A 560-nucleotide genomic window follows, 5' to 3' on the forward strand; every position below is an offset into this window, starting at 1 on the left:
ATCTTTAAATACTGCGTGTCAGAGAAAGAGGTTAACGGCAAAAAACAGCGGGTAGAAAAATTTAAAAAATATATGTTCCTCAACCGCAGAGATGCCAGTGAAGGGCTTATCCCTGAGCCGGGCATTCGGGGCGAAGGTCATCCATTCCTGTTTGTCGCCAAAGATGTCATCAATATCAGTATCGCCTACAGTGAACACCCGTGGCACTCCTCAGTACTGGCTAAGATTGACAACAGTCTTGAACTGCGGCAGAAAACCATGCAGTTCATCAATCTCGAACAGAAACAATCCCCCTTTGCGGTTAACGCCTCAGACAAATATTTTCGAAAACTGATTGTCGATTACAAAATCCGGCAGGAGCAGTTTGCCAACATCAAGGCCATCATTGAAAAAGACATCAATGAACTGGATTTGGCTGACGTCAGTATTGATACGCTGACCACTCAGGACAGCTATGAGATGGACGCCGATAAAATTATCCGGGAAATCAACAGTTATCTGCACCTGAATGAACAGGCGCGGATTGTAATTCTGCATGACCCGGTAGGCCGTCAGCGGGA

Annotated in this window: 1 protein-coding gene; it reads left to right on the forward strand. The window is 45.9% G+C overall.

Annotated features, from left to right (window positions below; all coding sequences use genetic code 11):
• Positions 1–15: 15 nt before the first annotated feature.
• Positions 16–560, forward strand: a 545-nt coding sequence (locus ACGF49_RS24750) for a toxin VasX (protein WP_387493376.1), incomplete at its 3' end; no start/stop codon positions are given.

This window comes from Photorhabdus sp. RM96S, from assembly GCF_042879335.1.
Lineage (GTDB): Bacteria > Pseudomonadota > Gammaproteobacteria > Enterobacterales > Enterobacteriaceae > Photorhabdus > Photorhabdus kayaii.